The sequence below is a fragment of the Rathayibacter sp. AY1F4 genome, assembly GCF_002931775.1.
Lineage (GTDB): Bacteria > Actinomycetota > Actinomycetes > Actinomycetales > Microbacteriaceae > Rathayibacter.
In genome coordinates this window covers 16761-41042 of the sequence record NZ_PSVE01000005.1, presented here as the reverse complement: position 1 = coordinate 41042, position 24282 = coordinate 16761, and the positions used below count along the sequence as shown (strand labels likewise).

The following is a 24282-nucleotide window of genomic DNA, read 5'->3' as shown; positions in this document are numbered from 1 at the left end:
AGCCTCCCCTGCCGGGTGGGCGGGGAGGCGGGAGGTGCCACCGGGCCGGAGAGCTCCGGGCAGCCTTGAAGGCTATACCCCGGCTATGTGCTCCGTCCAGCGGCCGCCGCGATCCGGCGGTTCCCCCGCCTCCGCCGTCAGCGGACGCGGACCGAGAGGCAGGTGACGCAGCCCTCGAGCTTCTCGAACTCCGAGACGTCCACGGTGAGGACGCGGTAGCCCAGACTCCGCAGCAGCTCGGCGCTCCGGGGAGCGGAGGCGGCCATCAGGAGGGTGTCGTCGTCGAGGACGACCACGTGGGCGCCCGGCTCCTCGGGCATCGGCAGGAAGGAGGGGAACAGGCGCGGCTCGTCGACGACCGGCTCCCAGCCGATGACCGTGCCGTCGGGCAGCGCGGTCACGGCGCTCTTGAGGTGCAGCACCCTCGTCAGCGGGACCGCGACGACGTCGTACCCGCGGGGGCGGAGGATCGCGCGCAGCTGGGCGACCCCCGCCGCGTCGGTCCGGCCTCCGCGGCCGACGTAGACCGTCGATCCCACCTTGAGGACGTCGCCGCCGTCGAGCGTGCCCGGCTCCTCGATGCGGTCGACCGTCAGGCCGAGGGCGCGGACGGCCTCCTCGGCGCCCGCCGTCTCTCCGCGGCGGGACTCCGCTCCGGACCGGGCGATCACGGCGTGGTCGCCGAAGACGACGACCGCGTCCTCGAGGAAGACGGAGTCGGCGAGTCCGGGCGCCGGTGCGGCCTCGACCGTCTCCCAGCCGGCCCGCTCGAGCAGGTCGACGTACGCCTCCCACTGCTGCTGGGCGCGCTGCTGGTCGACGGGGACGCGCTCGAGATGGGTGAGCTCGCCCGCCGAGAGGTCGGCGGCCGGGGCCCGGACGATCGCGATGCGGCGGTCGGTGACGACGGCGGCCGGAGCGCCCGTGGTGCGGAGGCGGTTCCACAGCGTGCGGCCGACGCTCGCCGCCGAGACGGTGAACGCGAGCAGGAAGACGAGGTTGAGTCCGGCGAAGGTCTGGAAAATGGAGGCCCAGACGGCGCCCGTGACGGCCTCGCCGGTGGCGCTGGCCTGGACCAGCGTGCCGAACACGGCTCCGACCACGCCCGCGACGAGTCCCGCGAGGGCGGCGCTCCAGGTGCGTCCGAGCATCCCCGCGACGGCGAGGACGAGGACGACCACGAAGCCGAGCACGCTCGAGAGCAGGAAGTAGGCGTTGACCTGCGGGATGGAACCGGGCTGCAGCTGGTTGCCGATGAAGAAGGCCAGCAGGTTGGCGAGGTGCGCCACGAGCGCGGTCGCCGCGGCGGCGAGCAGCGCGACGAGGATCCGGCGGCCCGTCCCGGGCGCGCGGCCCCGGTTCGAGGCGATCGTGGAAGCGGCGGTCGGGGTGTCGGGAGTGGACGCGGGCGTCGAGTCGGAAGGCACCCGGCGACCCTACGCGCCCCCGCCCGCGCCCCGCCTGTCGATCCCCTAGCAGCCCCCTAAGAGCCGCCCGCCGCAGGGCAGAGCGGTTTCAGCGGCGTCCCGTGCCCAACGATTCCCGCGATCCACGACGCCCCCGCTCCCTGTAACGCCTCACATCGCGAAGCCGACCGCGCCCCGCCGCGCGAGCAGCGGCCGGGAAGACGCCCGCCGCAAGGCAGAGCCGACTCAGCGGGAATCGCGTGCCAAGCGATTCACGCGGTCGGCGACGCTACCCGCTCCGCGGAACGCTCCGTGTCGCGAAGCCGACCGCGCCCCGCCGCGCGGGGAGCGGCGGGGAAGACGAACACGCCAAGGCAGAGCCGGTTCAGCGGGAATCGCGTGCCCAGCGATTCCCGCGACCGGCGACGCGACCCGCTCTACGGAACGCACCCCGTCGCCGAGCCGACCGCGCCCCGCCGCGCAAGGAGCGGCGGGGAAGACAAGCACCTGAGTGGCGGGCGCTCCGCGCCCGTCACTCAGTGGAAGAAGTGCCGCTCCCCCGTCGTGTACATCGTGACGCCGGCGCGGGCGGCCGCGTCGATGACCTCGGCGTCGCGGACGGAGCCGCCGGGCTGGACGACGGCCTTCACGCCGGCGGCGAGGAGCACCTCGAGGCCGTCCGCGAAGGGGAAGAACGCGTCGGAGGCGGCGACGGAGCCGGGGGCGCGGTCGCCGGCGCGGGTGACGGCGAGGTGGCAGGAGTCGACGCGGTTGACCTGGCCCATGCCGACGCCGACGGAGGCGCCGCCCTTGGCGAGGAGGATCGCGTTCGACTTGACGGCGCGGCAGGCCTTCCACGCGAACTCGAGGTCGAGCATCGTGTCGGCGTCGGCGGGCTCGCCGGCGACGAGCTGCCAGCCGGAGCTGACCTCGCCGGGGCCGCCGATGAAGCGGTCCGGCTCCTGCAGCAGCAGGCCGCCGGAGATCTGCTTGAACTCGCGCTCGACGGGGGCGTAGAAGTCGGGGAGCTGCAGCAGGCGCAGGTTCTTCTTGGTCTTCAGCACCTCGAGCGCCTCGGGCTCGAAGCCGGGGGCGACGAGCACCTCGGTGAAGATCTCCTTCACCGTCTCGGCCATGGCGAGGGTGACGGGCCGGTTCGCGGCGATGACGCCGCCGAAGGCCGACACCGGGTCGCACTCGTGTGCGCGGCGGTGGGCGGAGGCGATGGGGTCGATCGCCTTCGAGCTCGCGATCGCGATGCCGCACGGGTTCGCGTGCTTGATGATCGCGACGGCGGGCAGTACGAAGTCGTACGCCGCGCGGACGGCGGCGTCGGCGTCGACGTAGTTGTTGTAGGACATCTCCTTGCCGTGCAGCTGTGTCGCCTGCGCGATGCCGGTGCCGTCGGGAGAGACGTAGAGGGCCGCCTTCTGGTGCGAGTTCTCGCCGTAGCGGAGGACCTGCTGCAGGGTCCCGCGGATCTCGACCGAGCCCTCGACGCCCTCGGCCGCCTCCTGCCCGGCGAACCAGGCGGCGACGGCGGAGTCGTAGGAGGCGGTGTGCGCGAAGGCGCGGGCCGCCAGGGTGCGGCGCGCGGCGAGCGTCGTGCCGCCGTCGGCGAGGGCGGTCGCGATCCCGGAGTAGTCGGCCGGGTCGACGACGATCGCGACGTTCGCGTGGTTCTTCGCGGAGGCGCGGACGAGGGCCGGGCCCCCGATGTCGATGTTCTCGACCACGGTCGCCGCGTCGGCGCCGCCGGCGACGGTCTCGCGGAACGGGTACAGGTTCACCACGACCAGCTCGAACGCGGCGATGTCGAGCTGCTCCAGCTGCTCGCGGTGCGAGGCGAGCCTCAGATCGGCGAGGATGCCCGCGTGCACGGCCGGGTGCAGCGTCTTCACGCGGCCGTCGAGCGACTCCGGGAACCCGGTGACGGCCGAGACGTCGGTGACCTCGTGGCCGGCGCCGCGGAGGGTCGCTGCGGTCGAGCCGGTGGAGACGAGCTCGACGCCGGCCGCGGCGAGCGCCGCTCCGAGCTCGAGCAGGCCGGTCTTGTCGCTGACCGAGATCAGCGCCCGGCGGACGGGGACCCGGTCGCGGTCGTCGTAGCTGCTGGGGTCGTGGGCGGTGATGCTCATGCGCGGGCGAGCTCCTCGAGGTCGACGGTTCCGTGGGCGATGTCGAGCACCGTCTGCACCAGCAGGCGACGCTCGATGGTCTTGATGCGCTCGTGCAGCGCGTCCTCGCTCTCGCCGGGGAGCACGGCGAGGCTCTCCTGGGCGATGACGGGTCCCGTGTCGACACCGGTGTCGATCACGTGCACGGTGACGCCGGTCTCGGTCGCGCCGGCGGCGAGGGCGTCGCGGACGGCGTGGGCGCCGGGGAAGAGGGGCAGCAGGGCGGGATGCGTGTTGATCATCCGCGGGCTGAGCGCGTCCACCACCACGGGCGGCAGGATGCGCATGAAGCCCGCGCAGACGACGAGGTCGGGCTCCCACTCCCGGATGCGCCCGAGCAGGGCGGCGCCCCACTCGTCGCGGGAGGAGAAGTCGCGCGGCGCGACCGTGAAGGCGGGGACTCCGCGCTCCTCGGCGTGGCGGAAGCCCTCGGCGTCGGTGTCGCTGCCGACCGCGACGATGCGGGCGGGGAAGCCCTCGTCGCCGGTGGCGTCCAGCAGGGCGCGGAGGTTCGATCCGCCGCCGGAGAGGAGCACGACCAACTTCAGCACTGCGCAAGTCTAGGGGGACGCCTCCGCCGGCGTCAGCCGCGTCGGCTGCGGCCCGCGGCGAGGCCCAGGCCCGCGGCCAGCGCGAGCTCGAGGGCGGCGACCGCCCCGACGACGAGCGGGTCCGGGCCCACCTGGGCGAGCCGCCCGGGCCCGGCGGCGCCCGCCGAGAACCAGGCGAGGAGCCCGAGCAGCAGGCCGCCGACCACGCCGATCCCGCCGGCCGCGGCGGCGCCCCAGCGCAGCAGCGAGCGTCCGTCGAGCGCCTCGATCACGCCGCGCCGCAGCCGCCATCCCGCGGCGAACCCGGCGAGCAGCGGCACGAGCAGTCCGAGGAATCCGAAGGCCGAGTCCCCTGCGGGCAGTGCGGCGAGGACCGGGATCGACGGGATCGGTCCGAGCAGCGTCCCGGCCGCGCTCACGGAGGAGCCGGTGCCGAGGGCGAAGCCCGGGCCGATCAGCCAGCTCGCCGCCCAGATCACCAGGTTCGGGAGGAACGCCAGCTGCCCGAGAGTGAGGGCCAGGCCGCCGAGCGCCTCGGCGCCCAGGCTCTCGTAGAGCGCGACGACCGAGGTGTAGTGCACGACCAGCAGCACGGCGACGAGCACCGCCGCGACGCCGACCACGCCGGCGGCGGCGAGCGCTCCCCCGCGCAGCGACGCGAGGACGAGCCCGGGCCCCGGCGCGGGGACGCGGTCGAGCGCGGAGGCGGCCAGCTCGCCGAGGGGGTCGGCCTCGTCGCTGCGGGCGGAGTGGAGCGCTGCTCCGACGAGCACCCCCAGCGCGAAGACGAGCGGCGGCAGCAGCGTCCCCTGCAGGGGATCGACGGTGGCGGCCGGGTCCGGGGATCCCAGCGAGACCAGGAGCGCGATCGCCAGGTAGGTCGCGATCGCGACGAGGACGCCGATGGCCCGGAACGGCGACTCCTGGGCGCGGCGGCCGGTGCGCGCGCCGAGCAGCACGGTGAGGAGCGCGAAGGCCAGCGGAGCGATCGTCACCGGGAAGGCGTCCGCGCCTCCGGGCAGCGCGACGGCGAGGGCGGAGTCGGGGGCCAGCGCCGCCTGCAGGTCGGCCCCGTGGCCGAGCAGCCAGGCGTCGGCGGCGACCCGCCAGAACACGCCGAAGTCGACCGTCGTGTCGTACTGCACGGCCCAGAGGACGGTCAGCGGGACGAGCGGGATCGCGATCCCGATCAGCGCCGACAGCGCGGCGTCGAAGGCGGCGAGGAGGGCGACGGTGATCCGGTTCATGGGCCTGACGAGCCTAGCGGCGGCGCGCTCGGAGGCGGGTCAGGGGCGCGCCGCCCGGCCCTCTAGTGTCGGAGCCATGACGGGGACCTCGGACGCACGGACGGAGCGCGGCCTGGACCGCCTCGTGAACTTCTCCGACGCCGTCGTCGCCATCGCCATCACGTTCCTCGTCCTCCCCCTGGTCGACGTGGTCGAGGAGGGCCGCGCGGCCGATCTGGGGTCCCTCCTCACAGGTCACTACGGCACCCTCTCCGCCTTCTTCATCACGTTCGCCGTGATCGGGCGGCTCTGGGCGGTCCACCACTCCGTCTTCGAGGGCGTGGCCCGGTACTCGCCCGCGCTCGTCGTCGCGAACTTCGTCTGGCTGGCCGCGGTCGTCCTGCTCCCCTTCGCGGCGAACCTGATCTCGAACGTGCTCGACACCGACGGCAGCGTCATCGCGCTCTACATCGGCACGATGATCGCGGCGAGCGCGGCGACCCTCGCGATGCAGCTCATCGTGCGCCGCGATCCGGATCTCCTGGCCCCGGGGGCGGAGCCGCGGCGCTCCCTCTCGAGGTCGCTGATCGTGATCGGCGTCCTCCTCGCGGCCCTCGTGCTCGCCGTCGCGGTGCCGGCCGTCAACATGTTCGCGCTCCTGCTGCTCCTGCTCTCGGGTCCGATCGAGCGCCTGGTGCACCGCGGGCGCCCCGGGGGACGCGCGGCCCACCGCCGGACGGAGCGCGGGCTCGACCGGCTCGTCAACTTCTCGGACGCGACCGCCGCCATCGCCATCACCGTCCTCGTCCTGCCGCTGGTGCAGCTGGCTCCCGAGGTCGCCCGGGAGGGCGGCGGAGTCCCGGCGCTGCTCGCGGAGCACCTGGACTCGGTCCTCGCCTTCGCGCTCTCCTTCGCGGTCATCGCCGTCTTCTGGATCCCCCACCACCGCGTCTTCGAGTCCGCCGGGGACTACGACGGCGCCCTGGTGTGGCTGGACCTGCTCTGGCTGGCCGCGCTGGCGTTCTTCCCGTTCTCGACGAGCGCGCTGGCGCTGTTCCCGGACTCCAGGGCGACGATCGGGCTCTACATCGGCACGATGGCCGCGATGAGCGGGGCGCTGGTCCTGATCGAGCTGCGCCTCTCCCGGCACCCGGAGCTCAGGCGGCCCGGCGCAGGGCCCCTGCCGCTCGCGCCCGCCCTGCTGCCCTTCGCGCTGCTCCTCGTCGCACTGGCGCTGGCGCTGCTGGTCCCGTCGGTCGGGCTCTGGTGGCTGCTCCTGCTCCTGCTGCAGCGGCCCGTCCGGGCACTGCTCGCGCGGCGCTGATCCTCAGGCGCCGGGCGTCCAGCCCAGCTGCGGGGCGATGCGCTCGGCGACGGCGCGCAGGATGCGCCGGTGCGACTCCACCCCGCCGACCGCCGGGAGCGTCACCGTGAGCGCGTCCGCCTCCGCGAGCGCCGGATCCGCGGCGAGCGACGCGACGATCCGCTCCGGGCTCCCGACGTGGAGGGGGCTGAAGCGCATCGGGGCGGCGATGATCGACCGGTCGGCCGTGCGGGGGCGGCCCTCGTCGTCCATCCGCGCGAGGTAGCCCTCGATGAAGGGGCGGTGCGCCTCCTCGTCGGCGGCGTCGAGCAGCGGCAGCACGATGCGGCCCGCCGTCACCCTCGACGTGCGCCCCGGGTGCGCGGCGGCGAAGGCCTCGCGGTAGGCGCGGATCTGCACCGCCTGCTGCTCGGCGAACGGCAGGCCCGTCTCCTCCGTGTTGAGCGTGGACACCTGCAGGTGCATGCCCTGCTCGCCCGCCCGGACCGCGGAGGACACCGTTCCCGCCCCGTACCAGAGCCGGTCGGCGAGGCCGGGCGCGTGCGGCTGCTGAACCAGCGGAGCGCCGACCGGGACCGACATCAGGGCCGACTCCGCGACGCCGAGCACGGCGCCCGAGAGCGCCTCGCGGAGTCGCGCGATGCGCTCCTGCGCCTCCTCGCGGAAGTCGCGCTCGGCCTGCCCGAACACCCCGTCGAAGACGGAGGAGAGATGCGCGAAGCCGCTGCTGACGCCGAGGTCGAGGCGTCCGCCCGAGAGCAGGTCCACGGTCGCGGCGTCCTCGGCGAGACGGACGGGCGACTCGTAGCGGGCGCCGATGACCGCGGTCCCGAAGCGGAGGCGGCGGGTCCGCTGGGAGGCGGCCGCGAAGAAGGTCATCGGAGACGCGAGGTAGCGCTCGAAGTGCCGCACGCGGACCCAGCCGGTGCCGTAGCCGAGATCCTCGGCGAGCTCGAGCAGGGCCAGCCCGTCCTCGAGGCTCCGCGCGGCGTCGCCGGGCTGCTCGGGGCCCTCCGGGTACGGCACGAAGGTCAGCAGGTCGAGTCCGAGGCGGCGGGTCACGCTGCGACGCTACTCCGGCCGGACCCGCCCCGACGACGGAACGGACGGCGCCGCCCGCCGGAGCAGGGGCACCGTCCGTTCCGACGGTGGTGCGGGGAGGACGGGCGCTAGAGCGCCGCGTAGACCTCGCGGAGCAGGGCGGCCGTCTCGGACGGCGTCTTGCCGACCTTCACGCCCGCGGCCTCGAGGGCCTCCTTCTTGGCCTGCGCGGTGCCGGCCGAGCCGGAGACGATGGCGCCGGCGTGGCCCATCGTCTTGCCCTCGGGGGCGGTGAAGCCCGCGACGTAGCCGACGACGGGCTTCGTGACGTTCGCCTTGATGAAGTCCGCGGCGCGCTCCTCGGCGTCGCCGCCGATCTCGCCGATCATCACGATCGCCTTCGTCTCGGGGTCGGCCTCGAACGCGGCGAGCGCGTCGATGTGCGTCGTGCCGATGATCGGGTCGCCGCCGATGCCGATCGCGGTCGAGAAGCCCAGGTCGCGCAGCTCGTACATCATCTGGTAGGTCAGGGTGCCCGACTTCGAGACGAGGCCGATCGGGCCCTTGCCGGTGATCGTCGCGGGGGTGATGCCCACGAGCGACTCGCCCGGCGTGATGATGCCGGGGCAGTTCGGGCCGATGATCCGGGTCTTGTTCCCCTTCTCCTGCGCGTACGCCCAGAACTCCGCGGAGTCCTGCACCGGGATGCCCTCGGTGATGACGACGAGGAGGCCGATCTCGGCGTCGATCGCCTCGATGACGGCGTCCTTCGAGAAGGCGGGCGGCACGAACGCGATGGACACGTCGGCGCCGGTGGCCTCCATCGCCTCCTTCACGGTGCCGAAGACGGGGAGCTCGACGTCGCCGTGGGTGACGGTCGTGCCGGCCTTGCGGGCGTTGACGCCGCCGACCACGTTCGTGCCGGCCTTGAGCATCAGCGCGGTGTGCTTGGTGCCCTCGCCGCCGGTGATGCCCTGGACGATGACCTTGGAGTCCTTGGTGAGGAAGATCGACATGCTTGTTCTCTGATTCCTTGAGTCGTCGGGTCCGTTACGCGGCGGCGAGTTCGGCGGCCTTGTCGGCGCCCTCGTCCATGGTCGCGGCGAGCGTGATGAGCGGGTTGGCGGCGGCCTGGAGGATCGCGCGGCCCTCCTCGACCTTGTTGCCGTCGAGGCGGACGACGAGCGGCTTCGTGGCCGAGTCGCCGAGGATCTCGAGCGCCTGGAGGATGCCGTTGGCGACCGCGTCGCACGCGGTGATGCCGCCGAAGACGTTGACGAAGACGCTCTTGACCTGCTCGTCGCCGAGGATCACGTCGAGGCCGTTCGCCATCACCTGGGCGGAGGCTCCGCCGCCGATGTCGAGGAAGTTGGCCGGCTTCACGCCGTTGTGCCTCTCTCCGGCGTAGGCGACGACGTCGAGGGTCGACATGACCAGGCCGGCGCCGTTGCCGATGATGCCGACCTCGCCGTCGAGCTTCACGTAGTTGAGGTCGTTCTCCTTGGCCTTCGCCTCGAGCGGGTCGGCGGCGTCCTTGTCCTCGAGCGCGGCGTGGTCCGCGTGGCGGAAGCCGGCGTTCTCGTCGAGCGAGACCTTGCCGTCGAGCGCGACGATGTCGCCCTCCTCGGTGAGCACGAGCGGGTTCACCTCGACGAGCGTGGCGTCCTCGCCGGTGTAGACGTCGTACAGCTTCACCAGGACGGGCGCGACCTTGGCGATCAGCTCCTCCGGGAACTTCGCCGCGCGCGCGATCTCCTCGGCCTTGGCCTGGTCGATGCCCTGGCCGGGGACGACCTCGACGCGCGCGAGGGCGTCGGGGCGCTCGACGGCGAGCTGCTCGATCTCCATGCCGCCCTCGTAGGAGGTGAGCGAGAGGTAGGAGCGGTTGGCCCGGTCCAGCAGCACCGAGAAGTAGAACTCGCGGTCGATGCGCGCACCGCCGGCGACCATGACGCGCTTGACGACGTGGCCCTTGATGTCGAGGCCGAGGATCGACTGCGCCGCGGCGAACGCGTCCTCGGGGGTCTTCGCGACCTTCACGCCGCCCGCCTTGCCGCGGCCGCCGATCTTGACCTGCGCCTTGACGACGGTGACGCCGCCGAGCTTCTCCGCCGCGGCGCGCACCTCCTCCGGCGTGTCGGCGACGATGCCCGGGAGCACGGGGACGCCGTACTTCTCGAACAGATCACGGGCCTGGTATTCGAAGAGATCCACGCTGCATTCCCATTCCGCGCCGAGCGCGCTTGCGTTTCGAGTTCGAGGTGGCCCGGACGACGCCGGAGTCTCGGCACTGTCCCTGGGCCGCGCTGAGTCTACTCCGCACCCGCCGCGGGCTTCCCGTGCGGTCGCTCCGCGCCCGCCGGACGCCCGCCGGGGACACCGACTCCTCCTCCGCCCGCCGCTCCCGCGTAGCGTGGAGCCATGTCGTCGGCCACCCCCACCCCGGACGTCTTCCGCGAGGGCGTGTTCCTGCTGGCGGGCGCGCGCGCGATCCTCCTCCAGATCGCGCACCCGGCGGTCGGGCAGGGCGTCGCCGACCACTCCGACTTCGTGCACCGGGCCGTGAACCGCCTGCACGGGACGCTCTCCTACCTCTACGTCCTGCACTACGGCACTCCCGAGGACGTCCGCGCCGTCCGCCGCCGGGTGAACAGGGCGCACGTGCCCGTGCGCGGCCCCGGCTACACGGCCTTCGACCCGGAGCTGCAGCGCTGGGTCGCAGCGACGCTCACCCAGTCGATGCTGCAGCTCTACGAGGGCGCCTTCGGCGCGCTGAGCGAGGAGGAGGCGGACGACATCGTGCGCCGCTCCGTCGTCGTCGGTGCGGCCCTGCAGATGCCCGCGGACCTCTGGCCCGACTCCCGCACCGCGTTCGACGCCTACTGGGAGCGGGAGCTGCAGCGCCTGGAGGTGACGCCCGCGGCCCGCCGCGTCGCCCACGACCTGCTGGGCCCGAGCATCGCCGCCTGGTACCTGCGCCCGCTCGGCCCCTACCTCCGCCTGATCACCGCCGGCCTGCTCCCGGCGGCGCTCCGCGAGCCCTTCGGCTTCTACTGGACCGCACGGCAGGAGGCGCGGTTCGAGCGGGCGCTCTCGCGCACCTTCGCCGTCTACCGCCTGCTGCCCGCGATCGTGAGGACGGCGCCCAGCCGCTACTACCTCGCCCGGGTCCGACGCGACGCTCAGAAGCCGGCCACGACCTCCCAGCCCGCGTAGGCGGCGAGCTCCAACCCGAGCGCCTGCGCGGCCGCGCGCGCCTCGTCGATCCCGCGCTCGTCGCGCACGTCGACGGTGACCGGCACACTGTCGCCGAACCCCGCGATCTCGACCCGCGCGCTCGTCGGACCGCTGTAGAGCGGAACGTGCGCGTCCGCGGTCCGCGCGCCGACCACTCGCGAGCCGGTCGCCTCCGCGATCACCGCGAGGGCGAACGGAGCCGTCACCACTGCGTCCGTGTAGAGCGTCGCCTCGCCGCGCATCGCGCCTCCCGTCGTCCGACCCGCGAACCGGGCCGCAGCAGTCCGACTGTAGGCAGCCGCCCGCGCCTCTCGCACCCCCCTTCCGCTCGGCGCCGGGATGCGCACTCCCCGCCCGTCCGTGCTGAACATCCGGTGCGGATCGCTCGACGCGGCCGCCCGGCGGATCTACGGTGAATCACCCGGCATCCGCCGCGGCGGTCAACGACGACTGGAGCCTTGATGAGCATCACCGAACCCCGCACGGCCGAGGCCCCCGCCGCTCCCCCGCCCGCCGCCGGCTTCGGCACCCTCTCCGTCGCGGCCATCCTGGCGGAGGCGGCGCGGCGCACCCCTGACACGATCGCCATCCGCGTCGGCGAGCAGGCCGTCGACTACGCGACCCTCTGGCGGCAGACCCGTGCCTACGCCGGAGCCCTGCGCGCCCAGGGGATCGGACCGGGCGACCGCGTGGCCCTGCTCGTCCCGAACGTCCCCGACTTCCCCCGCGGCTACTTCGCCGTCCTCGCGCTCGGCGCCGTGGTGGTCCCCGTGCACGCCCTGCTCAAGCACGACGAGATCGCCTACGTCCTGCGCGACTCCGGAGCCGTCGCGCTCGTGTGCGCCGCTCCGCTGCTCGCCGAGGGGGCCGCCGGAGCGGACCTCGCCGACGTTCCCGTGCTGAGCGTGATGGTGCCCGACGGCACCGCCTCGCCCCTACCGCGCCTGGAGGACCTCGCCGCGGAGGCGACCCCGATCGACGGCTACGTGCCCCGCTCCCCCTCCGACACGGCGACGATCCTCTACACCAGCGGCACCACCGGCCGCCCGAAGGGGGCGGAGGGGACGCACTTCGCGATCGTCTCGCAGTCGGACGTGCTGCTGATGAACACGTTCGACCTGCACCGCGGCGACGTGGTGCTCGGGGCGCTGCCGCTCTTCCACACCTTCGGGCAGGTCTGCGCGATGAACACGGCCTTCCGCACCGCCGCGACGGTCGTCCTGGTGCCGAAGTTCGACGGCGACGCCGCGCTCGAGGCGATGATCGCCCACGGCTGCACGGTCTTCGAGGGCGTGCCCACGATGTACGTCGCCCTGCTCGATGCCGCGACCCGGCGCGAGGACCGGCCGCCGCTGCGCTACGCGGTCTCGGGAGGCGCCGCCCTGCCCGTCGCCGTGATCGAGCGCTTCCGCGAGGTGTTCGGCGTCGAGATCTACGAGGGCTACGGGCTCACCGAGACCTCCCCGGTCGCCACCTTCAACCACGTCGGAGTCCCGCCGCGGCCGGGCACGGTCGGCACGCCGATCTGGGGCGTCGAGGTCGAGGTCGCCCGCCCCGACGTGACCGACCGCGTCGAGCTGCTCCCCCGGGGCGAGCTCGGCGAGATCGTGGTGCGCGGGCACAACCTGATGAAGGGGTACCTCGGCAACCCGGCGGCGACCGCGGAGGCGGTGATCGACGGCTGGTTCCGCACCGGCGACCTGGGCACGAAGGACGAGGAGGACTACATCCGCATCCTCGACCGCACGAAGGACATGATCATCCGCAACGGCTACAACGTGTACCCGCGCGAGGTCGAGGAGGTGCTGATCGGGCACCCGGCCGTACAGAACGCGGCGGTCTTCGGGATTCCGGACGACCGCCACGGCCAGGAGGTGATGGCCGCGGTGATCCTCGCCCCGTCGGCGACCGCCACCGCGGAGGAGCTGATCGCCTACGCGAACGAGCATCTCGCCGCCTTCAAGTTCCCCCGCCGCGTCGAGTTCGTCGACGCCCTCCCGCTCGGGCCCAGCGGCAAGATCCTCAAGCGGGAGCTCGTCGCGCGCTACGCCGGCTGACCCCTTCCGCGAGATGCAGCTCGGGTGAGCCCGCCACGGCGTACCGCGCACCGGAGCGGCATCTCGCGGACGGCGACCAGAGGGCACACGGGAAGGGACGGACGTCAGCCGAGCAGGGACCAGACGGTCCCGGCGAGGACGGTGCCGACCGCGGCGCCCGCGAGGACCTGGGCGGGGGTGTGCGCGCCGAGGCGCACCCGCGACCAGAGGACCCAGAGGACGATGGGCACGCTGATCAGCAGGGAGAGCGGTCCGTAGGCGATCAGCACGACGACGGCGCAGGTGGCGACCACCGCCGCGTGCCCGGACAGCTTCCAGACCAGGTTGACCACGCCGACGGCGAGCACCACGGCCACCGTCACCACGCCGAACGTGGTCACCGCGGCAGGAGCGCCGAGCGCGGCGAGAAGCACCAGTCCGGCCGCGATCGACACCAGCGCCAGCGCGATCGGCAGCGCCCGCTCGCGCCGGTCGGGCACGTGATGATCGCCGTGGATTTGGCCGGTGCGCATCAGCAGACGGATGACGAGGTAGGGCACCACGCCGACGAAGAGCGCCGCGAGCGCTCCCCAGGCGACGCCGAGCAGGGCCGGATCCGCGACGCGCGCGCCGACCACGACCGGCACGAGCACCGCGAGGACCGCCGGGGAGAACACCTCCGTCGCGAGCCGCGCGGCCGCCGATCCGGCCGCCACCGGACTAGATCTTCTCGATCGGCGCGACCTTGATCAGCAGCTTCTTCGCGCCCACCTGGTCGAAGAGCACGTGCGCCACGCGCTTCGAGCCCTCGCCCGTCACCGCGTTCACACGCCCCTCGCCGAAGTCGGTGTGCCGGATGCGGTCGCCCGCGATCAGCTCGAGGTCGCCGTTGTCGCGCACCATGCCGGTGATCCGGTTCGGGAACTCGCCCTTGGCCTTCGGCGCCGCGGCGAGCGCCTCCCGGAACTCGGTGTTCGATCGCGACCGGCCGAAGCCGGGCCGCTGAGCGTTCAGAGCCCGGGGCTGCGTGCCGCCGCGCGAGGTCGCCGCGCCGGGCGACTGGCGCCACTGGATCAGCTCTCCTGGGATCTCCTGCAGGAACCGGCTCGGCATCGCGACCGATGTCTCGCCGTACTGCGCGCGGGTCATCGCGAGCGAGAGGTAGAGGCGCTTGCGGGCCCGGGTGATCCCCACGTAGAACAGCCGCCGCTCCTCAGCCGGGCCGCCGGGCTCGTTCGCCGAGATGCGGTGCGGGAGCAGGTCCTCCTCGATGCCGGTGAGGAACACGGCGTCGTACTCGAGGCCCTTCGCCGTGTGCAGCGTCATCAGCGAGACGGTGCCGGAGTCGTCGTCGAGGTCGTCGGCCGCGGCGACCAGCGAGACCTCGGTGAGGAAGTCGACGAGCCCGCCGTCCGGGTTGTTGCGCGCGAACTCCTTGGTGACGGCGATGAGCTCGTCGACGTTCTCGGCGCGGGCCTCGTCCTGCGGGTCGCGGCTGGCGCGGAGCATGTCGAGGTAGCCGCTGCGGGTGAGGAGCGCCGTCAGCACCTCGTGCACCTTCGCCTCGCCGCCCTCCCGTGCGGGGTCGAGCATCAGCGCGCACTCGTCGAGGAGGGTCGCGAGGTCGACGATCGCCTTCGTCACCTTCGGGCCCATCCCGAGCGAGCCGGCGTTGCGCATCGCCTCGCGCAGGGTCACCGCGTTGGTGTCGGCGAACGACTGCAGCTGCGCCTCCGTCGCGGGGCCGATGCCGCGCTTCGGAGTGTTCATGATGCGCCGCAGCGCCAGCACGTCGGCCGGGTTCGCCACCGTGATCAGGTACGCCAGGGCGTCCTTGATCTCGGCGCGCTCGTAGAACTTCGTGCCGCCCAGGATCCGGTAGGGCAGCGCGGAGCGGATGAAGATCTCCTCCAGCGCGCGGGTCTGCGCGTTGGTGCGGTAGAAGACCGCGATCTCGTCGTAGCCCGTGCCGGCCGCGTGCAGGCGGGCGATCTCGTCGACCACGAACTGCGCCTCGTCGTGACCCGAGTACCCGGTGTAGCCGACGATCTTCTCCCCGTCGCCGCTGGAGGACCAGAGGTTCTTCGCGCGACGGTCGAAGTTGTTGGAGATGACGGCGTTGGCCGCCGAGAGGATGTTCTGCGTCGAGCGGTAGTTCTGCTCGAGCAGGATCACGCGGCAGCCCGGGAAGTCGCGCTCGAACTCGACGATGTTGCGGATGTCGGCGCCGCGGAACGCGTAGATGGACTGGTCCGAGTCGCCGACGACGGTGAGCGAGGCCCCCGGGATGGAGCCGTCGGCCGTGACCGGTCCGCGGTAGGGGCGGTCGAACTGCGCCGCCGCCATCGTCGCCGGCGGCACGGGCCGGGTCAGCTCGTGGATCAGCGAGTACTGGGCGTGGTTCGTGTCCTGGTACTCGTCGACCAGCACGTGGCGGAAGCGCCGCTGGTACTTCGCGGCGACGTGCGGGAAGGCGCGGAAGAGGTAGACGGTCTGCGCGATCAGGTCGTCGAAGTCGAACGCGTTCGCCCCCTCGAGCGCCCGCGAGTAGGCCCGGAAGACCTGGAGGAACATCTCCTCGTTCGGGTCGCTGAGGTTCGCGGTGCGGGCGTAGGAGTCGACGTCGGCGAGCTCGTTCTTGAGCTTGGAGATCTTCGCGGAGGCGCTCGCGACGGTGATCCCGAGCGAGTCGGCCTCGAGGTCCTTCACGATGCGCTTGAGCAGGGCGCGCTGATCGCCCGAGTCGTAGATCGTGAACGACCTGGTCATGCCGAAGTTCTCGGCCTCGCGGCGCAGGATCCGCACGCACGCGGAGTGGAAGGTCGAGATCCACATCCCCTCGGCGCTCTGCCCCACCAGCTTCTCGACGCGCTCGCGCATCTCGGCCGCGGCCTTGTTGGTGAACGTGATCGCGAGGATCTGGCTCGGCCAGGCCTCGCCGTTGCCCAGGAGGCTCGCGATGCGCCGGGTGAGGACGCTGGTCTTGCCCGAGCCCGCACCCGCGACGATGAGCAGCGCGTCTCCGCGGTACTCGACCGCCTCGCGCTGCTGGGGGTTCAGCCCCGCGACGAGCTGCTCGTGCGCCGGGTCGGTGCGGGGCGCGTCCCCGGAGCCGCCGGGGGGACCGACGATGACCGGGGTGGCGCGGGAGTCGCTCGGATCGAAGAGGAAGCTCATGTCCCTCCGAGTGTAGATCGCCCCTCCGACACCGGGAGCGGTCAGGCGGTCCGCTGACGCGGCGCGGGAGACGTGAGCGCCCCGCCGACGTCCAGTCCGCGCCACGCGAGGGAGAAGCCGAGCACGGCGAGCGCCGACGTCGACACCGCCAGGAGCTGCAGGAGCGCGAAGGCGGTGAGGTCCTTCGTGTCGTCGGGGTAGTACTGGATGCCCTGGACGGCGAGCGCCGCGAGCAGCACCACCACGATCACCGAGCACACCAGGAGCAGCCGGTTCACCCCGCGCCGCGCGGGCCTCTTCGGCGCTCGGCCCACCTGGGCCCTGGTGGTCAGCCACGCGCAGGCGGCGGAGGCGGAGGCGAGCGCGACGAGGTCGGCCCCGAGGACGTCGCTCGCCCGGTGCCAGGACGCGGCCATCGTCAGGTTGCCGACCAGCACCACGACCGCGCCGCCTAGCGCGAGCACGACGGTCCGCGCCCGCCCGGGCACGACCATCGCCAGGGCGAAGACCACCGAGACGGCCGCCGCGGTGTGCCCGCTCGGGAAGCTGCCGCCGGTGTACCAGGAGTCGGTGTCGACCAGCTCGGGCCGCTCGAGGACCACGTTCTTGAGCAGCTGGGTGAGCCCGGCCGTGACGACGATCGAGCCGACGGAGGCGACGGCGAGCGCCGGGCGCCTCCGGATCAGCGCGATCGCCGCGACGAGCAGGGCGCCGACGACCATGGAGAGCGGGGTGACGTCCGCGAGCGCCCCCGCGGCGGCGCCGGTGGCGCGGCCGAAGACGAGGTCGGCGCCCCGGAGCCCCGAGTTCTCGACGCCCTGGCCCTGAGGCGTGAGCACGGCGAGCCAGTACACGACGGCGACGCCGATCACGGCGAGGACGGCGGTGGTGATCCAGCGGCGGGTGATGCGCTCTCGGGTGGACACGGGGCCTCCTCTCGAGGGTCGGGCGGGCGGTGGTGAGCCGATGATGCCAGCGCAGCCTCCGCGTCCGCTCGGCACGCGCCGGAGGAGCGCCCGATCACGATCCGGGTTCAGCCGCGGAGCAGACGCTCCTGCTCGGCTGTCCGCGCCTCGATCGCCAGATCGGGCTGGTCGGCGAAGACGCCGTCCACTCCCGAGCGGAGGATCATCGCGAACTCCTCCTGCCAGCCGCCGTACTCCGCCGGGTCCTTCCCGCGGCGGTGCACCTTCTCGAGGAACCGGTTCTCGGCGCGCAGCGTCCAGCAGTAGACCTCGAGCCCGGCCGCGTGGGCGTCCTCGACGAGCGGACCGGTCCCCGTCGCCCGGCCGGCCGCGTCCCGCGAGAAGAGCATGCTCTTGTCGACGCTGATCCCGTCGACCACTCCGGCGAGGTTCCGCAGTCCCGCCGGCGTGGTGAAGGCGGAGTAGGGGGCCGCGTCGGCGCCGTGGGCGGCCACGAGGTCGGGCGGGGCGCCGCGCGACTCGAGCAGGTAGATCCGGCGGGTGCCGACTCCGCTCACTGCGAGCCGCTCCAGAACGGTCTTCTCGAAGCTCTCGATCGTGAGCCGCGGGTCGCGCGGACCCCAGCCCGCGGCGGCGAGCTCCTCGCGCAGCAGCACGTCCAGCGGCAGCCCGATCCCGGCGAAGTACGTCGCGTGCTTGATCTCGGCGACGAGCCCCGGCGGAGCGAGCGGATCGTCCTCCGCCGCCCGGTCCAGCAGCGCCAGCAGCTCGCTGAAGCGCAGCAGCGGGAACTGCCCGTCGAACGTGGCGCTGGAGCCGCGCACCGCCGGCAGCCGCTCGCGGGCCCGCAGCTCCGACAGCTCGTCCCAGGTGAAGTCCTCGGTGAACCAGCCGGTGATCTCGCGGCCGTCGATCCGCTTGGTGGTGCGGCGCGCGGCGAACTCCGGGCGCTTCTCGACGTCCGTCGTGCCGGAGATCTCGTTCTCGTGGCGGAGGACGAGCACGCCGTCGCGGGTCGCCACCAGATCGGGCTCGAGCGCATCGGCGCCCAGCGCGATCGTCAGCTCGTAGGCGGAGCGGGTGTGCTCCGGTCGGTAGCCGCTCGCTCCGCGGTGGCCGATGACGAGCGGTGACTGACGCGCGGGCATGCCGCGATCCTACGGGCGGCACTGCGCGGCTCGCAGCGGAGTCGAGGTCCGCTCGAAGAGAACAGCCAGACTCTGAGAGGTGCTCTCAGATATGGTGGTGTCCATCGTCGCAGTCCTCTTGGATCCGCGGCGCACCCCGCACCCACAGCGACTCAGATCCGCGAGTTCCCTCGGAGACCAGCGCACCTGAGAGAAGAGGAACCATGGCAAGCAACAATCCGGCCTTCGGACGCCCGGAGTTCAGCAACCGCGGCTACGCCGGCCGCGTGCAGGACCTCCCGGACGTCTCCCCCGGCACGCTCGACCAGATGTACTCCCGTCCGGCCGCCGGATCCGTCGAGACCGACCGGATGACCGTCGAGGACACCCTCGCCAAGACCGCCCTCGCCTTCGTCGTGCTCCTCGCGGGTGCGGCCGTCGGCTGGTTCGTCCCGGGCCTGATGCTCCCCGCCGTGCTCGTCGCGCTGGTGCTGGGCATCGTCAACGCCTTCAAGAAGCAGCCGTCGCCGGCCCTGATCCTCGGCTACGCCGCGACCCAGGGCATCGCGGTCGGTGCGATCTCGAAGTTCTTCGAGAGTGCGTACGCCGGAGCGGTCGTCCAGGCCCTCATGGCGACCGTCATCGTGATCGGCGTCACCCTGGCGCTGTTCATGAACGGCAAGATCCGCACCTCGCCGAAGCTCAACAAGATCTTCTTCATCGGCATGATCAGCTACGCGGTGTTCTCGCTGGTGAACCTGGGCCTCGGCCTCTTCGGCGTCGGCGGCGGCTTCGGTCTCCGCACCGGCTTCATCGGCATCGTGATCGGCCTCATCGCCGTCGCGCTCGCCACGTACTCGCTCGTGATGGACTTCGAGTTCATCCAGCAGGGCGTGCGCAACCGCCTCCCCCGCATCTACGGCTGGACCGGCGCCTACGGCATCCTGGTCACCGTCGTCTGGATGTACCTGGAGATCCTGCGCCTCGTCGCGATCTTCCGCGAGTAGCACGGCGCACCACGTCCGACGGGCGCTCGACCTCCGGGTCGGGCGCCCGTCGTCGTTCACGGCCCCAGCGCCGTTCCCGGTGCACTGCCGGGAGCGCCTGGCACGATGGAGGGATGAGCGCCGCAGACTCCCGGATCGTCGGCCTCGACGTCGCACGCGGCCTGGCCGTCCTCGGCATGTTCGCCGCCCACCTCGCCCCCGTCGAGAGCGAGATGCTCTGGAACGGCCGCAGCTCCGTCCTCTTCGCCGTGCTGGCGGGAGTGTCGATCGGGCTGATGACGGGCGGCGCACAGCGCTCCTCGCGGCCCTGGCACGACACGGGATCGATCCTGCTCCGCGGGCTGTACCTGCTCGTCATCGGCGTCGCCCTCACCCTGCTCGGGACGCCGATCGCGGTGATCCTGCCGCACTACGGGGTGATGTTCCTCGTCGCGGCGCTGCTGCTCTTCCTGCCGCGGGCGGTCCTCGCCGTGCTGGTCGCGGTCGCGGCGATCGCCGGGCCCCTCGCGGTCGACGCGCTGACGAGCGCCGGCGGCTCCTGGCTCTCGACCCTGTCGCCCGACGAGGCGCTCCTGGCCGCGCAGCCCCTCACCTGGCTCACCCAGTACTACCCGGTGCCGTCGTGGCTGGCGTACGTGGTGCTCGGCCTCCTGATCGCGCGCTGCGACGTCCGGTCCGCGACCACCCAGCGCTGGGTCGTCGTCGGCGGCGCCGTCTCGGCCGTGCTCGGCTACGGCGGCGGGCTGCTGCTCGGGGGTCCGGAGGCGGTGGAGGCGCACGCCAGCACCACCGCCGAGCTGCTCGGGGCGGGCGGGGTCGCCTGCGTCGTCCTCGGCGCGCTGACGGCTCTTCTGCAGCGGCTGCCGCTCCTGGCGCGGGCGGCGACTCCGATCGCGGCCGTCGGTGCGATGCCGCTGACGATCTACTCGCTGCAGCTCGTGGCGCTGGCGGTGTACCTGGTCCCGTACGAGCCGTTCGACTTCGAGGCGTGGCGCAGCTGGGCGCTGCTCGGCGTCTTCGTGGTCGGCTCGATCGTCGCCGCTCTCCTCTGGAGGCGGCTCGTGGGGCAGGGCCCGCTGGAGTGGCTCCTCGCGCGCGCGTCGCTGCGGCCTCGAGGTCCGCGTGCGGCGCTGGGTTAGGGTGGCCGGATGATCACGCGTCGCGAGGCCGCTCAGCGCCTCGACATCCCCCTCGAGATGGCGACGCGGCACGGCATCCCCACCCGTCTGTCGGAGGAGGAGCTCGCCGCCCTCGAGCAGGATCCGCCCGCCTGGCTCGTCCAGTCGCGCGCGAACCGCACCGGCAGGCGTCCCGTGTGGGTGACCCTCGACTGCGCCGTCTGCGGCCGCTCCGAGGCCGCCCGCCCGAAGAAGTGGTGGCCCGAGTTCACGTTCCTCGTCTGCGAGGACCACTCCCCCGCCTCCTGGCCGCACCACCCCGAGGGCCACCGCCGCGACGAGTACGACGGCATCGGCACCCGCTTCATCGGCGTGCTCGACACCCCCGCCTGACCCGCGCTCGCGCGCCTGCCGCCTCCGCCTGCACCACGGCCCCCGGACCAGCGCCGACCCGCGTTCCCCGACCACCCGGCAGGAGCTCGCCTCTCGACCGGCACCTTTGCAATGTCCCTGCACGGCCTCGTTCCCCTGACCGCCACTCGGCGAGCCTCGCCAGGCACCGGTCACCCCTGACCGATCCTCCGTCCGCATTGCGGCCACTCGTTCCCCGAACAGCCACCGGAGCTCGTGCCCCGACCTGCACCCGGAACGGCCCCGCAGGGGCTCGTTCCTCTCTACCTGCGCCCGGAACGGCCCCGCAGGGGCTCGTTCCCCTCTACCTGCACCCGGAACGGCCCCGCAGGGGCCCGTTCCCCTCTGCCTGCACCCGGGAACGGCCCCGCAGGGGCTCGTTCCCCCACCCGTTCCCCTCAACAAGAAACGGCCCCCTTCGAAGGGAGCCGTTCCTGACGTTCCGCGGGTCTCCGCGCGGTCAGCTGCAAGGCGGAGACGGGCGCGATACCGGAGGTATCGCAACCGTCGACAACGCCGCAGATGACCGTGCGGAGACCCGCGGAATCACTCCCACTCGATGGTGCCGGGGGGCTTGGACGTCACATCCAGCACCACCCGGTTCACGCCGCTCACCTCGTTGGTGATGCGGTTGGAGATTCTGGCGAGGAGGTCGTAGGGCAGGCGGGTCCAGTCGGCGGTCATCGCGTCCTCGGAGGAGACGGGGCGCAGGACGATGGGGTGGCCGTAGGTGCGGCCGTCGCCCTGGACTCCGACGGAGCGGACGTCGGCGAGGAGGACGACGGGGCACTGCCAGATCTCGCTGTCGAGGCCGGCGGCGGTGAGCTCGGCGCGGACGATGGCGTCGGCGTCCTGGAGGAGGTCGAGCCGCTCCTGGGTGACCTCACCGACGATGCGGATGCCGAGGCCGGGTCCGGGGAAGGGCTGGCGGCCGACGATGACCTCGGGGAGGCCGAGCTCGCGGCCGATCGCGCGGACCTCGTCCTTGAAGAGGGTGCGGAGCGGCTCGACGAGCGCGAACTGCAGGTCCTCGGGGAGTCCGCCGACGTTGTGGTGGGACTTGATGTTGGCGGTGCCGGTGCCGCCGCCGGATTCGACGACGTCGGGGTAGAGCGTGCCCTGGACGAGGAAGTCGATCGTCTCGCCCTCGCCCTGCGCTTCGAGCACGAGCGCTTCGGCGGCGGCCTCGAAGGTGCGGATGAACTCGCGGCCGATGATCTTGCGCTTCTGCTCCGGGTCGCTGACGCCGGCGAGCGCGTCGAGGAACTGCTCGCGCGCGTCGACGGTGACCAGGCGGACGCCGGTCGCGGCGACGTAGTCCTCCTCGACCTGGCGGCGCTCGTCCTTGCGGAGGAGTCCGTGGTCGACGAAGACGCAGGTGAGCTGGTCGCCGATGGCACGGTGCACGATCGCAGCGGCGACGGCGGAGTCGACTCCGCCGGACAGGCCGCAGATGACGCGTCCGGTGCCGACCTGCTCGCGGATCACGGCGACCTGGTCGTCGATCACGTTGGAGGAGTTCCAGTCGGCCGGGATGCCCGCGGCGCGGTGGAGGAAGTTCTCGATGACGGCCTGGCCGTAGGCGGAGTGCTTGACCTCGGGGTGCCACTGCACGCCGTAGAGACGGCGCTCGTCGTTGCCGAAGGCGGCGACCGGGGTGGAGCTCGTGGAGGCGAGGACCTCGAAGCCCTCGGGCGCCTGTGCGACCGAGTCGCCGTGGCTCATCCACACCGTCTGGTCGGCGGGCTGCTCGCCGAGGAGCACGCCACCGTCGGTCGAGAGGGCGGCGTCCGTCGCTCCGTACTCGCGCAGCCCCGTGTTGGCGACCTCGCCGCCGAGCGTCTTCGCCATCACCTGGAAGCCGTAGCAGATGCCCAGGACCGGGACCCCGAGGTCGAAGATCGCGGGGTCGAGCTGCGGGGCGCCCTCCTCGTACACGCTGGAGGGGCCGCCCGAGAGGATGATGCCGACGGGCGACTTCGCGGCGATCTCGGCGGCCGTGGCGTTGGAGGGCACGATCTCGGAGTAGACGTTCGCCTCGCGGACCCGGCGGGCGATCAGCTGCGCGTACTGCGCGCCGAAGTCGACGACGAGGACGGGCTGCGCGGCCAGGTGCGGCTGGGGAGCGGTGGGCTGCTCGCTAATGGGGGGCCTCCACGGAGTCGGTCGGGGTCTTCGGGTCGGTGCCGGCGGTCCGGCGCTCGAGGTACTGCTCGACCTCGCGGGCGATGCGGGTCTCGACGAAGAAGGAGAGGGTGGGCACCACGCCGCCGAGCGCGATGAGCACGAAGCGCGTGAACGGCCAGCGCATGAGGCTCCACAGGCGGAAGTCGGCGAAGAGGTAGACGACGTAGAACCAGCCGTGCGCGATCAGGATGCCGGTGGACAGGTTCGCGCCGGTGCCGCTCGACGTGAACTCGCCTCCGGGCACCTCGTACATCGGGGCGAAGTGCAGGACGCCCTGCTGGCCGAAGGCGAACAGCTCGAGGTGGAAGACGTACTTGAGGAGCATCTCCGCGCAGAGCAGGAGCAGCATCACGCCGGTGATGATCGAGGTCACCCGGTAGAAGCGCAGCGCGCTCCGGATCGCAGGGAACTGCGCGGGCTTGGGCTCGAGGGGCATGACGACCAGTTTACGGTGCGGGGGCGGGGGCCTCGGCCCGGTCGCCCAGGTCGGCGCGGGCGCGCTCCTCGGCGTCGAGCGCCTCCTCGGCCTCGCGCTCCCACGCGTCCTTGACGAGGCGGAACCAGAGGTAGAGGGCGAAGCCGGCGAAGACGACCCACTCGATCGCGTAGAAGACGTTGAGCCAGTTCAGCGAGACGTCGCTCACGCGCGCCGGGGAGTCGATGGCCCCGAGTCCGGCGACCGGCTCGTCGACGACGACGTAGCCCTGGTAGACGTCCTGCGGCGGGTCCGGCCAGCGGTTGATCAGCGCGGGGACGGAGAGCGCGGTGAGGGTGGCGGGGTCCAGGCCCTCCGCCGGCGCCTCCGCGGCCTCGTTGGCCACGAGGCGGCCGGTGAAGGAGGAGGGCGCCTGCTCGCTCCCGCTGTTGAGCGCGTCCGCGACGGACTGCGCCTGCGTTTCGTCCTGCGTCCAGCCGTAGGCGAGCACCAGGTCGGCGTCGGCGGTGCGGGTACGGGCGATGACCCACCAGCCCGGCTGCTCGCCGTTCAGGCGGCCGCCGAGGATCTCGGCACCGCCCGGCACGAAGACGGACGAGCCCTCCACGCGCTGTCCGTCGGCGGTCGCCGTGATCGAGCGGGAGGGGGTCGCGACCTCGGCGAGCGGGAGCGTCGTCTCCGACACTCCGGAGTCGGGCGCGGCGGCTTCGACCGCGCGGCCGACCTGCCACTGCCCGAGCGCGGCGAAGAGCCCGGCGATCAGGAGCGCGAGCGCCAGCGCGGCGATCCAGCGCGGGCGCCGGGCCACCTGCCCGACCGTGCTCTGCGTCATTCGTCCCTCGTCCGCCCTCGATCCGTGCGGTGTCCCGCGGGCGGGATCGAGCCTAACCCGTGA

General features: G+C 72.8%; 21 protein-coding genes. 6 read left to right on the top strand and 15 right to left on the bottom strand.

Features of this window, described 5'->3' with window-relative positions; translation table 11 throughout:
- Positions 1–137: 137 nt before the first annotated feature.
- The 4 genes from ddaH to C5C59_RS03990 all read right to left on the bottom strand — a co-directional run bounded on the left by ddaH (position 138) and on the right by C5C59_RS03990 (position 5381).
- Complete coding sequence (gene ddaH / locus C5C59_RS17690) at positions 138–1427, bottom strand: dimethylargininase (RefSeq protein ID WP_308470714.1); 1290 nt, start codon at positions 1425–1427, stop codon at positions 138–140.
- 515 nt (positions 1428–1942) lie between these two features.
- The gene (gene purH / locus C5C59_RS04000; RefSeq protein WP_104238472.1) at positions 1943–3544 is read right to left on the bottom strand and encodes a bifunctional phosphoribosylaminoimidazolecarboxamide formyltransferase/IMP cyclohydrolase; all 1602 of its coding nucleotides are present in this window, start codon (positions 3542–3544) and stop codon (positions 1943–1945) included.
- The gene (purN, locus tag C5C59_RS03995) at positions 3541–4134 is read right to left on the bottom strand and encodes a phosphoribosylglycinamide formyltransferase (protein ID WP_104224933.1); all 594 of its coding nucleotides are present in this window, start codon (positions 4132–4134) and stop codon (positions 3541–3543) included. The genes purH and purN overlap by 4 nt, the downstream gene beginning before the upstream one ends.
- A 32-nt stretch (positions 4135–4166) precedes the next feature.
- A complete protein-coding gene (locus tag C5C59_RS03990; RefSeq protein WP_104238471.1) occupies positions 4167–5381 on the bottom strand; it encodes a DUF6350 family protein in 1215 nt (404 codons plus the stop codon).
- A 76-nt stretch (positions 5382–5457) separates the two neighbouring features.
- Here C5C59_RS03990 and C5C59_RS03985 point away from each other — a divergent pair, with 76 nt between their 5' ends.
- Complete coding sequence (locus C5C59_RS03985; RefSeq protein WP_181134815.1) at positions 5458–6684, top strand: TMEM175 family protein; 1227 nt, start codon at positions 5458–5460, stop codon at positions 6682–6684.
- Between the two features lie 3 nt (positions 6685–6687).
- Here C5C59_RS03985 and C5C59_RS03980 read toward each other — a convergent pair whose 3' ends face one another.
- The 3 genes from C5C59_RS03980 to sucC form a co-directional block, all read right to left on the bottom strand.
- Positions 6688–7746, bottom strand: a complete 1059-nt coding sequence (locus tag C5C59_RS03980) for an LLM class flavin-dependent oxidoreductase (RefSeq protein ID WP_104238469.1) — start codon at positions 7744–7746, stop codon at positions 6688–6690.
- A 107-nt stretch (positions 7747–7853) separates the two neighbouring features.
- Positions 7854–8741, bottom strand: a complete 888-nt coding sequence (sucD, locus tag C5C59_RS03975; RefSeq protein ID WP_104224929.1) for a succinate--CoA ligase subunit alpha — start codon at positions 8739–8741, stop codon at positions 7854–7856.
- A gap of 34 nt (positions 8742–8775) precedes the next feature.
- On the bottom strand, positions 8776–9939 hold the full coding sequence (gene sucC, locus C5C59_RS03970; RefSeq protein ID WP_104224928.1) for an ADP-forming succinate--CoA ligase subunit beta: 1164 nt from the start codon (positions 9937–9939) through the stop codon (positions 8776–8778).
- A 207-nt stretch (positions 9940–10146) separates the two neighbouring features.
- Here sucC and C5C59_RS03965 point away from each other — a divergent pair, with 207 nt between their 5' ends.
- Positions 10147–10941: an oxygenase MpaB family protein gene (locus C5C59_RS03965; protein WP_104238468.1), complete on the top strand. Its 795-nt coding sequence runs from the start codon at positions 10147–10149 to the stop codon at positions 10939–10941.
- Here C5C59_RS03965 and C5C59_RS03960 read toward each other — a convergent pair.
- Positions 10908–11204, bottom strand: a complete 297-nt coding sequence (locus tag C5C59_RS03960) for a hypothetical protein (protein ID WP_104224926.1) — start codon at positions 11202–11204, stop codon at positions 10908–10910. The two genes, C5C59_RS03965 and C5C59_RS03960, sit on opposite strands and share 34 nt — an antisense overlap.
- Positions 11205–11423: 219 nt before the next feature.
- Here C5C59_RS03960 and C5C59_RS03955 point away from each other — a divergent pair, with 219 nt between their 5' ends.
- Positions 11424–13019 carry a long-chain fatty acid--CoA ligase gene (locus C5C59_RS03955; protein ID WP_104238467.1) on the top strand — a complete coding sequence of 532 codons (1596 nt, stop codon included), beginning with the start codon at positions 11424–11426 and terminating at the stop codon, positions 13017–13019.
- Between the two features lie 104 nt (positions 13020–13123).
- On the opposite strand, the gene C5C59_RS03950 is transcribed toward C5C59_RS03955, so the two are convergent.
- From C5C59_RS03950 to C5C59_RS03935, 4 genes are all read right to left on the bottom strand, one after another.
- Positions 13124–13714 carry a phosphatase PAP2 family protein gene (locus C5C59_RS03950; protein WP_104238466.1) on the bottom strand — a complete coding sequence of 197 codons (591 nt, stop codon included), beginning with the start codon at positions 13712–13714 and terminating at the stop codon, positions 13124–13126.
- Between the two features lie 4 nt (positions 13715–13718).
- On the bottom strand, positions 13719–16175 hold the full coding sequence (locus C5C59_RS03945) for an ATP-dependent helicase (protein ID WP_104238465.1): 2457 nt from the start codon (positions 16173–16175) through the stop codon (positions 13719–13721).
- Positions 16176–16216: 41 nt separating this feature from the next.
- A complete protein-coding gene (locus C5C59_RS03940) occupies positions 16217–17101 on the bottom strand; it encodes a phosphatase PAP2 family protein (protein ID WP_104224743.1) in 885 nt (294 codons plus the stop codon).
- A gap of 107 nt (positions 17102–17208) precedes the next feature.
- The gene (locus C5C59_RS03935; RefSeq protein ID WP_104238464.1) at positions 17209–18249 is read right to left on the bottom strand and encodes a glycerophosphodiester phosphodiesterase family protein; all 1041 of its coding nucleotides are present in this window, start codon (positions 18247–18249) and stop codon (positions 17209–17211) included.
- A gap of 203 nt (positions 18250–18452) precedes the next feature.
- On the opposite strand from C5C59_RS03935, the gene C5C59_RS03930 reads away from it, so the two are divergent.
- The 3 genes from C5C59_RS03930 (at position 18453) to C5C59_RS03920 (ending at position 20746) form a co-directional block, all read left to right on the top strand.
- Positions 18453–19235, top strand: coding sequence for a Bax inhibitor-1/YccA family protein (locus C5C59_RS03930; RefSeq protein ID WP_104224741.1), 783 nt, complete (start codon positions 18453–18455; stop codon positions 19233–19235).
- Between the two features lie 113 nt (positions 19236–19348).
- On the top strand, positions 19349–20374 hold the full coding sequence (locus C5C59_RS03925) for a DUF418 domain-containing protein (protein ID WP_104238463.1): 1026 nt from the start codon (positions 19349–19351) through the stop codon (positions 20372–20374).
- A 9-nt stretch (positions 20375–20383) separates the two neighbouring features.
- Entirely contained in the window at positions 20384–20746 is a 363-nt protein-coding gene (locus C5C59_RS03920; protein ID WP_104224739.1) for a DUF5997 family protein, read from the top strand.
- Between the two features lie 564 nt (positions 20747–21310).
- On the opposite strand, the gene guaA is transcribed toward C5C59_RS03920, so the two are convergent.
- From guaA to C5C59_RS03905, 3 genes are read right to left on the bottom strand one after another with little or no spacing between them, the layout of a single operon-like run.
- A complete protein-coding gene (gene guaA, locus C5C59_RS03915) occupies positions 21311–22876 on the bottom strand; it encodes a glutamine-hydrolyzing GMP synthase (RefSeq protein WP_104238462.1) in 1566 nt (521 codons plus the stop codon).
- A 28-nt stretch (positions 22877–22904) separates the two neighbouring features.
- On the bottom strand, positions 22905–23387 hold the full coding sequence (locus C5C59_RS03910) for a DUF3817 domain-containing protein (protein ID WP_104234169.1): 483 nt from the start codon (positions 23385–23387) through the stop codon (positions 22905–22907).
- A gap of 10 nt (positions 23388–23397) precedes the next feature.
- Positions 23398–24219 (bottom strand): SURF1 family cytochrome oxidase biogenesis protein, encoded by an 822-nt coding sequence (locus tag C5C59_RS03905; protein WP_104238461.1) that lies wholly within the window; start codon positions 24217–24219, stop codon positions 23398–23400.
- Between the last annotated feature and the right edge of the window lie 63 nt (positions 24220–24282).

What these genes read in the sequence shown, in the direction of transcription:
- purH (WP_104238472.1), bottom strand. Translation starts at nt 3,544, where the DNA reads ATGAGCATCACCGCCCACGACCCCAGCAGCTACGACGACCGCGACCGG.
- C5C59_RS03990 (WP_104238471.1), bottom strand. Translation starts at nt 5,381, where the DNA reads ATGAACCGGATCACCGTCGCCCTCCTCGCCGCCTTCGACGCCGCGCTG.
- C5C59_RS03985 (WP_181134815.1), top strand. Translation starts at nt 5,458, where the DNA reads ATGACGGGGACCTCGGACGCACGGACGGAGCGCGGCCTGGACCGCCTC.
- sucD (WP_104224929.1), bottom strand. Translation starts at nt 8,741, where the DNA reads ATGTCGATCTTCCTCACCAAGGACTCCAAGGTCATCGTCCAGGGCATC.
- C5C59_RS03965 (WP_104238468.1), top strand. Translation starts at nt 10,147, where the DNA reads ATGTCGTCGGCCACCCCCACCCCGGACGTCTTCCGCGAGGGCGTGTTC.
- C5C59_RS03960 (WP_104224926.1), bottom strand. Translation starts at nt 11,204, where the DNA reads ATGCGCGGCGAGGCGACGCTCTACACGGACGCAGTGGTGACGGCTCCG.
- C5C59_RS03955 (WP_104238467.1), top strand. Translation starts at nt 11,424, where the DNA reads ATGAGCATCACCGAACCCCGCACGGCCGAGGCCCCCGCCGCTCCCCCG.
- C5C59_RS03945 (WP_104238465.1), bottom strand. Translation starts at nt 16,175, where the DNA reads ATGAGCTTCCTCTTCGATCCGAGCGACTCCCGCGCCACCCCGGTCATC.
- C5C59_RS03935 (WP_104238464.1), bottom strand. Translation starts at nt 18,249, where the DNA reads ATGCCCGCGCGTCAGTCACCGCTCGTCATCGGCCACCGCGGAGCGAGC.
- C5C59_RS03930 (WP_104224741.1), top strand. Translation starts at nt 18,453, where the DNA reads ATGGCAAGCAACAATCCGGCCTTCGGACGCCCGGAGTTCAGCAACCGC.
- C5C59_RS03925 (WP_104238463.1), top strand. Translation starts at nt 19,349, where the DNA reads ATGAGCGCCGCAGACTCCCGGATCGTCGGCCTCGACGTCGCACGCGGC.
- C5C59_RS03920 (WP_104224739.1), top strand. Translation starts at nt 20,384, where the DNA reads ATGATCACGCGTCGCGAGGCCGCTCAGCGCCTCGACATCCCCCTCGAG.
- C5C59_RS03910 (WP_104234169.1), bottom strand. Translation starts at nt 23,387, where the DNA reads ATGCCCCTCGAGCCCAAGCCCGCGCAGTTCCCTGCGATCCGGAGCGCG.
- C5C59_RS03905 (WP_104238461.1), bottom strand. Translation starts at nt 24,219, where the DNA reads ATGACGCAGAGCACGGTCGGGCAGGTGGCCCGGCGCCCGCGCTGGATC.